General features: G+C 51.0%; 8 protein-coding genes and 5 pseudogenes. 9 read left to right on the forward strand and 4 right to left on the reverse strand.

The window, feature by feature from the left end:
- The 9 genes and pseudogenes from FYJ34_RS12660 to FYJ34_RS15545 all read left to right on the forward strand — a co-directional run.
- Positions 1–256, forward strand: a pseudogene (locus tag FYJ34_RS12660) (RNA-binding protein); the annotation flags it as partial.
- A gap of 213 nt (positions 257–469) precedes the next feature.
- A pseudogene (locus tag FYJ34_RS00715) lies at positions 470–690 on the forward strand (polya polymerase).
- Between the two features lie 356 nt (positions 691–1,046).
- The gene (locus FYJ34_RS15515; protein WP_330582475.1) at positions 1,047–1,193 is read left to right on the forward strand and encodes a PHP domain-containing protein; all 147 of its coding nucleotides are present in this window, start codon (positions 1,047–1,049) and stop codon (positions 1,191–1,193) included.
- A 77-nt stretch (positions 1,194–1,270) separates the two neighbouring features.
- A complete protein-coding gene (locus tag FYJ34_RS15520; RefSeq protein WP_330582476.1) occupies positions 1,271–1,609 on the forward strand; it encodes a PHP domain-containing protein in 339 nt (112 codons plus the stop codon).
- 12 nt (positions 1,610–1,621) lie between these two features.
- Positions 1,622–1,840: a hypothetical protein gene (locus tag FYJ34_RS15525; RefSeq protein ID WP_330582477.1), complete on the forward strand. Its 219-nt coding sequence runs from the start codon at positions 1,622–1,624 to the stop codon at positions 1,838–1,840.
- A gap of 167 nt (positions 1,841–2,007) precedes the next feature.
- Entirely contained in the window at positions 2,008–2,376 is a 369-nt protein-coding gene (locus FYJ34_RS15530; RefSeq protein WP_416389702.1) for a hypothetical protein, read from the forward strand.
- A gap of 163 nt (positions 2,377–2,539) precedes the next feature.
- Positions 2,540–2,677 (forward strand): hypothetical protein, encoded by a 138-nt coding sequence (locus FYJ34_RS15535; RefSeq protein ID WP_416389703.1) that lies wholly within the window; start codon positions 2,540–2,542, stop codon positions 2,675–2,677.
- 124 nt (positions 2,678–2,801) lie between these two features.
- On the forward strand, positions 2,802–3,035 hold the full coding sequence (locus tag FYJ34_RS15540) for a hypothetical protein (RefSeq protein WP_416389704.1): 234 nt from the start codon (positions 2,802–2,804) through the stop codon (positions 3,033–3,035).
- Positions 3,011–3,184: a hypothetical protein gene (locus FYJ34_RS15545; RefSeq protein ID WP_416389705.1), complete on the forward strand. Its 174-nt coding sequence runs from the start codon at positions 3,011–3,013 to the stop codon at positions 3,182–3,184. Before FYJ34_RS15540 ends, FYJ34_RS15545 begins: the two co-directional genes overlap by 25 nt.
- A gap of 353 nt (positions 3,185–3,537) precedes the next feature.
- Here the strand turns inward: FYJ34_RS15545 and FYJ34_RS00725 are convergent, their stop codons facing one another.
- The 4 genes and pseudogenes from FYJ34_RS00725 to FYJ34_RS12665 all read right to left on the reverse strand — a co-directional run.
- A complete protein-coding gene (locus tag FYJ34_RS00725) occupies positions 3,538–3,675 on the reverse strand; it encodes a hypothetical protein (RefSeq protein ID WP_154475349.1) in 138 nt (45 codons plus the stop codon).
- A pseudogene (locus FYJ34_RS15120) lies at positions 3,671–6,060 on the reverse strand (DNA polymerase III subunit alpha); the annotation flags it as partial. The pseudogene FYJ34_RS15120 and the gene FYJ34_RS00725, both read right to left, overlap by 5 nt.
- Positions 6,061–6,400: 340 nt before the next feature.
- Positions 6,401–6,634 (reverse strand): annotated as a pseudogene (locus tag FYJ34_RS00735) (polya polymerase).
- Positions 6,635–6,905: 271 nt separating this feature from the next.
- Positions 6,906–7,099: pseudogene (locus tag FYJ34_RS12665) on the reverse strand (RNA-binding protein); the annotation flags it as partial.

Raw genomic sequence — 7,099 nt, forward strand, 5'->3', positions numbered from 1 at the left:
AAAGGAGGATGGAAAGCTGGATCTGAGCATCCGGAAAAAAGCATTTTTGCAGATGGAGGACGATGCAAAGCTTTTGCTGGAAAAGCTGAAAGAAAGAGGAGGAAGCCTTCCGTTTACCGATAAGGCAGATCCCGATCGGATCCGACGGGAAACAGGGCTGAGCAAAAACGGGTTTAAGCGTGCGGTGGGCCGCCTGATGAAAGAAAAACAGGTGAAGATCCTGGAGCACTCTATCGTACTGGAAAAGGAATCATAATCGTACTTTCCCGGATTCCAAAGCAAGGCTGTCGGGAATTGGGGAAAACAGTAGCAAAAACCGGCAACATAGAGTATAATGAAAGCCAGAGGATGCAACCCGGCTTCCGAGAGGAAGGCCCCGGCTGCAGAAAAGGTTTTGGAGGCAGCAGGCACGGAGGCTGCCGGGCAGGACAGAAGATATTTTAAGAGAAAGAAAAGGAGAAAACAGAGCATGAAAGTACAGAACATTACAGATATTGAAGGATTTTTTAAAGTGGTAGACAGCTGTAAAGGAAAGGTAGAGCTGGTAACCGGCGAAGGCGACCGTCTGAACCTGAAATCCAAGCTGTCACAGTTTGTATCCATGGCAAATATTTTTTCTAACGGAGAGATCCGGAGCTGGAGATCGTGGCTCACGAGCCGGAAGATATTGATAAGCTGTCAGCTTCATGATCAAACGGCTAGGGAAGCGGATTAGAGGCGAGTAGGGGAAGCTGGCCCGCGCCCAAAGGCTCAGACACGAAAAACGGTGTACAGATCATATACAGATAAAAAAGATTTCCAGGAGAGTGTGGGACTTCCGCCAGAAAAGGCAGAGGCTTCACACTTTTTTGAATGTAGACGGGATTTTAGGGGAAGTATGCTTCCGGGGGTGTTCCAAAGGAGAGGAGATGGTGTATAAATAGAAAAAAAGCTGCGTGTCTCTGGGAACCTTCGGAGTCGGATGGCTGCGCGCAAAAAACAGAGGGATTAACACCAAATGAAGGATTTCTAGCAGATAGAATCATCAGACAGAAAAGAGGAAAGCTATGGGATTTGCACACCTTCACGTCCATACAGAGTACAGCCTGCTGGACGGTTCCAATAAAATCAAAGAATGTATTGCAAGAGTGAAAAGAACTGGCATGAACAGCGTGGCCATTACGGACCACGGAGTCATGTTCGGAGTCATATGATTTCTATAAGGCGGCCAAAAAGGAAGGAATTCACCCGGTCCTGGGCTGTGAAGTCTACGTGGCGCCCGGATCCAGATTTGACAAGGAGATTGGCGGAGGAGAAGACCGGTATCACCATCTGGTGCTTCTGGCAGAGACACAGGAGGGCTATCATAAACCTGATGAAGATCGTTTCCAGGGGATTTACGGAAGGGTATTACTACAAGCCCAGAGTAGATCTGGAGGTGCTGCAGCGATTCCATAAAGGGATCATTTCCCTGAGCGCGTGTCTGGCGGAGAGGTGCAGAAAAACCTTTTGCGGGGGATGTATGAAGAGGCAAAAAAGGCCGCCCTCCGTTACCGGGGACATTTTTTGGGGAGGACAATTTCTTCCCTGGAGCTGCAGGATCACGGACTGCCTCAGCAAAAACAGGTAAATCAGGCACTTTTTGAGATTGTCCCAGGATGCAGGGATCCCGCTGGTGGCCACCAACGATGTGCATTATACCTATGCGGAGGATGAAAAACCTCACGATATGCTGCTTTGTATCCAGACAGGGAAAAAGCTGTCTGATGAGAACCGGATGCGGTACGAAGGCGGACAGTACTACCATCAAATCAGAAAAAGATATGCGGGAACTGTTTCCTTATGCGCTGGAGGCGATTGAAATACTCAGAAAATCGCAGATCGGTGTCAGGTGGAGATCCAGTTTGGACAGATGCATCTGCCGAAATATGCGTGGCCGGATCAGGAAGAGGCAGCCCCCTACCTTCGAAGGCTGTGCCGGGAAGGGCTGAAAGGAGATATCCATCAGCCCGGGAAGAACAGTGGAACATGCTGGAAGAGAGACTTCTGTTCGAGCTGTCTACCATCGAGTCCATGGGATATGTGGATTATTTCCTGATCGTGTGGGATTTTATTAAATATGCAAGGGATCATCAGATCATGGTGGGACCCGGGACGAGGCTCGGCGGCGGGAAGTCTGGTGTCCTACTGTCTGGGATCACCAGTATTGACCCGGTCAAGTATCAGCTGCTGTTTGAGCGGTTCCTGAACCCGGAGCGGGTGTCTATGCCGGATATTGATATTGACTTCTGCTTTGAAAGACGGCAGGAGGTCATTGACTATGTGGTGGAGAAATACGGAGTAGACCGGGGTAGTGCAGATCGCTACTTTCGGAACCATGGCGGCCCAGGGGTGTGATCCGGGACGTGGGCGGGTACAGGATCTTCCCTATGCGTTTGTGACGGGATCGCCAAGATGATCCCCATGGAACTGAACATGACGCTGGAGAGGGCGCTGGTAGTCCAATCCGGAATTGAAGCAAAGATACGATACGGAAGAGGAAGTCAGGGAGCTGCTGGATATGGCAAGACGTCTGGAAGGACTGCCCCGTCACACATCCATGCATGCAGCCGGCGTGGTGATCAGCCAGGAGCCTATTGAGGAATACGTGCCCCTCTCCCTGGATCGGACGGTTCTGTTACGACGCAGTTTACGATGACGACTTTGGAAGAAACTGGGACTTTTGAAAATGGATTTTCTGGGCTTCGTACCCTGGACGGTCATCCAGACCGCCGTCAGACTGGCAGAAAAAAGCAGCGGACAACCCGATTTCCCTGGATGAGATGGATTACAATGACAAGGATGTGCTGGCCTCTATCGGAACGGGAAGGACAGACGGGTGTTCCAGCTGGAAAGTGGCCGGAATGAAAAGCTTTATGAAGGAACTGCGTCCCGAGAGCCTGGAGGACGTGATCGCAGGAATCTCTCTTTACCGGCCGGGGCCGATGGACTTTATCCTCAATACATCAAAGGAAAAAATAATGCGGGAACCATTACCTATGACTGTCCACAGCTGAAGCCGATCCTGGAAGGGACGTATGGATGTATCGTCTACCAGGAGCAGGTTATGCAGATCGGTAAGAGATCTGGCGGGGCTACAAGCCCTGGGGCGCGGAGCCGATTTTGCCTGCGTCGTGCCATGTCCAAGGAAAAAAGGGGAGCGTGATGGCAAAAAGGGAGAGGACCAGAACTTTGGTCTATGGGAATGAGAAGGAAGGAATTCCGGGCTGTATCGCCAATGGGATCCCGGAGGCAGGTGGGCAAACAAGATCTACGATGAAATGATGGGAACGCTTGCCAAAGTATGCTGGTTTCAAGCCAAAATCCTCATGCCGGCCGCAGAGGGCCTAGTGCCGGTAGGCTGTCCTAACCTCAGGACCGGGCCGTGAGCCTGGAACATAATAATATTACCGTCCCGGATCACGGAATCTTAGGGGGCTTCCGGGGCCGACGATGATGGATCATCACGTCGGTGGGAGCTCGGACAAAGAAGTGTGGGGCTGTGAAAATTTTTCGGCGTCAACCTTCCTCCCGCCTCCCGATGATGGCCTCATCACCGCCTCCCCACACTCTGATCGCCGTACATACACTTTCCCCCACGAAAGTCTCTCGGCTCTGAGCCGCCGGCAAAATCAAACATCTGCGGCAGTTAGACATATTCCGATACCTTCTTGGGGTTGTCGATCACCGACGTCATAAGAGCCGCCATAAATTCCACCGGATAATAATATTTCAGCCACGCCGTCTGATAGGACACTACGGCATAGGCTGCCGCATGGGATTTGTTGAACGCATATTTGGCAAAGTCGATCATTTCATCGTAGATCTTGTTTGCCACCTGCTCCGGGATCCCATTGGCGATACAGCCCGGAATTCCTTCCTTCTCATTCCCATAGACAAAGTTCTGTCTCTCCTTTTGCATCACGTCCCCTTTTTTCTTGGACATGGCACGGACGCAGCAAAATCGCTCCCGCCCCAGGCTGTAGCCCGCCAGATCTCTTACGATCTGCATAACCTGCTCCTGGTAGACGATACATCCATACGTCCCTTCCAGGATCGGCTTCAGCTGTGGACAGTCATAGGTAATGGTTCCCGCATTATTTTTTCCTTTGATGTATTGAGGGATAAAGTCCATCGGCCCCGGCCGGTAAAGAGAGATTCCTGCGATCACGTCCTCCAGGCTCTCGGACGCAGTTCCTTCATAAAGCTTTTCATTCCGGCACTTTCCAGCTGGAACACCCCGTCTGTCCTTCCCGTTCCGATAGAGGCCAGCACATCCTTGTCATTGTAATCCATCTCATCCAGGGAAATCGGGTGTCCGCTGCTTTTTCTGCCAGTCTGACGGCGGTCTGGATGACCGTCAGGGTACGAAGCCCCAGAAAATCCATTTTCAAAAGTCCCAGTTCTTCCAAAGTCGTCATCGTAAACTGCGTCGTAACAGAACCGTCCGATCCCAGGGAGAGGGGCACGTATTCCTCAATAGGCTCCTGGCTGATCACCACGCCGGCTGCATGCATGGATGTGTGACGGGGCAGTCCTTCCAGACGTCTTGCCATATCCAGCAGCTCCCTGACTTCCTCTTCCGTATCGTATCTTTGCTTCAATTCCGGATTGACTACCAGCGCCCTCTCCAGCGTCATGTTCAGTTCCATGGGGATCATCTTGGCGATCCCGTCCACAAACGCATAGGGAAGATCCTGTACCCGCCCCACGTCCCGGATCACACCCCTGGCCGCCATGGTTCCGAAAGTAGCGATCTGCACTACCCGGTCTACTCCGTATTTCTCCACCACATAGTCAATGACCTCCTGCCGTCTTTCAAAGCAGAAGTCAATATCAATATCCGGCATAGACACCCGCTCCGGGTTCAGGAACCGCTCAAACAGCAGCTGATACTTGACCGGGTCAATACTGGTGATCCCAAGACAGTAGGACACCAGACTTCCCGCCGCCGAGCCTCGTCCCGGTCCCACCATGATCTGATGATCCCTTGCATATTTAATAAAATCCCACACGATCAGGAAATAATCCACATATCCCATGGACTCGATGGTAGACAGCTCGAACAGAAGTCTCTCTTCCAGCATGTTCCACTGTTCTTCCCGGGCTGATGGATATCTCCTTTTCAGCCCTTCCCGGCACAGCCTTCGAAGGTAGGGGGCTGCCTCTTCCTGATCCGGCACCGCATATTTCGGCAGATGCATCTGTCCAAACTGGATCTCCACCTGACACCGATCTGCGATTTTCTGAGTATTTTCAATCGCCTCCAGCGCATAAGGAAACAGTTCCCGCATATCTTTTTCTGATTTGATGTAGTACTGTCCGCCTTCGTACCGCATCCGGTTCTCATCAGACAGCTTTTTCCCTGTCTGGATACAAAGCAGCATATCGTGAGGTTTTTCATCCTCCGCATAGGTATAATGCACATCGTTGGTGGCCACCAGCGGGATCCCTGCATCCTGGGACAATCTCAAAAGTGCCTGATTTACCTGTTTTTGCTGAGGCAGTCCGTGATCCTGCAGCTCCAGGAAGAAATTGTCCTCCCCAAAAATGTCCCGGTAACGGAGGGCGGCCTTTTTTGCCTCTTCATACATCCCCCGCAAAAGGTTTTTCTGCACCTCTCCGCCAGACACGCGCTCAGGGAAATGATCCCTTTATGGAATCGCTGCAGCACCTCCAGATCTACTCTGGGCTTGTAGTAATACCCTTCCGTAAATCCCCTGGAAACGATCTTCATCAGGTTATGATAGCCCTCCTGTGTCTCTGCCAGAAGCACCAGATGGTGATACCGGTCTTCTCCTCCGCCAATCTCCTTGTCAAATCTGGATCCGGGCGCCACGTAGACTTCACAGCCCAGGACCGGGTGAATTCCTTCCTTTTGGCCGCCTTATAGAAATCAATGACTCCGAACATGACTCCGTGGTCGGTAATGGCCACGCTGTTCATGCCCAGTTCTTTCACTCTTGCAATACATTCTTTGATTTTATTGGAACCGTCCAGCAGGCTGTACTCTGTATGGACGTGAAGGTGTGCAAATCCCATAGCTTTCCTCTTTTCTGTCTGATGATTCTATCTGCTAGAAATCCTTCATTTGGTGTTAATCCTCTGTTTTTTGCGCGCAGCCATCCGACTCCGAAGGTTCCCAGAGACCACGCAGCTTTTTTTCTATTATACACCATCTCCTCTCCTTTGGAACACCCCGGAAGCATACTTCCCCTAAAATCCCGTCATACATTCAAAAAAGTGTGAAGCCTCTGCCTTTTCTGGCGGAAGTCCCACACTCTCCTGGAAATCTTTTTATCTGTATATGATCTGTACACCGTTTTTCGTGTCTGAGCCTTTGGGCGCGGGCAGCTTCCCTACTCGCCTCTAATCCGCTTCCCTAGCCGTTGATCATTGAAGCTGACCAGCTTATCAATATCTTCCGGCTCGTGAGCCACGATCTCCAGCTCCGGGATCTCTCCGTTAGAAAAATATTTGCCATGGATACAAACTGTGACAGCTTGGATTTCAGGTTCAGACGGTCGCCTTCGCCGGTTACCAGCTCTACCTTTCCTTTACAGCTGTCTACCACTTTAAAAAATCCTTCAATATCTGTAATGTTCTGTACTTTCATGCTCTGTTTTCTCCTTTTCTTTCTCTTAAAATATCTTCTGTCCTGCCCGGCAGCCTCCGTGCCTGCTGCCTCCAAAACCTTTTCTGCAGCCGGGGCCTTCCTCTCGGAAGCCGGGTTGCATCCTCTGGCTTTCATTATACTCTATGTTGCCGGTTTTTGCTACTGTTTTCCCAATTCCCGACAGCCTTGCTTTGGAATCCGGGAAAGTACGATTATGATTCCTTTTCCAGTACGATAGAGTGCTCCAGGATCTTCACCTGTTTTTCTTTCATCAGGCGCCCACCGCACGCTTAAACCCGTTTTTGCTCAGCCCTGTTTCCCGTCGGATCCGATCGGGATCTGCCTTATCGGTAAACGGAAGGCTTCCTCCTCTTTCTTTCAGCTTTTCCAGCAAAAGCTTTGCATCGTCCTCCATCTGCAAAAATGCTTTTTTCCGGATGCTCAGATCCAGCTTTCCATCCTCTT

It is taken from the genome of Suipraeoptans intestinalis (assembly GCF_009696485.1).
Lineage (GTDB): Bacteria > Bacillota > Clostridia > Lachnospirales > Lachnospiraceae > Suipraeoptans > Suipraeoptans intestinalis.

What these genes read in the sequence shown, in the direction of transcription:
- FYJ34_RS00725 (WP_154475349.1), bottom strand. Translation starts at nt 3,675, where the DNA reads ATGTCTAACTGCCGCAGATGTTTGATTTTGCCGGCGGCTCAGAGCCGA.
- FYJ34_RS15535 (WP_416389703.1), top strand. Translation starts at nt 2,540, where the DNA reads ATGGCAAGACGTCTGGAAGGACTGCCCCGTCACACATCCATGCATGCA.
- FYJ34_RS15530 (WP_416389702.1), top strand. Translation starts at nt 2,008, where the DNA reads ATGCTGGAAGAGAGACTTCTGTTCGAGCTGTCTACCATCGAGTCCATG.
- FYJ34_RS15540 (WP_416389704.1), top strand. Translation starts at nt 2,802, where the DNA reads ATGGATTACAATGACAAGGATGTGCTGGCCTCTATCGGAACGGGAAGG.
- FYJ34_RS15515 (WP_330582475.1), top strand. Translation starts at nt 1,047, where the DNA reads ATGGGATTTGCACACCTTCACGTCCATACAGAGTACAGCCTGCTGGAC.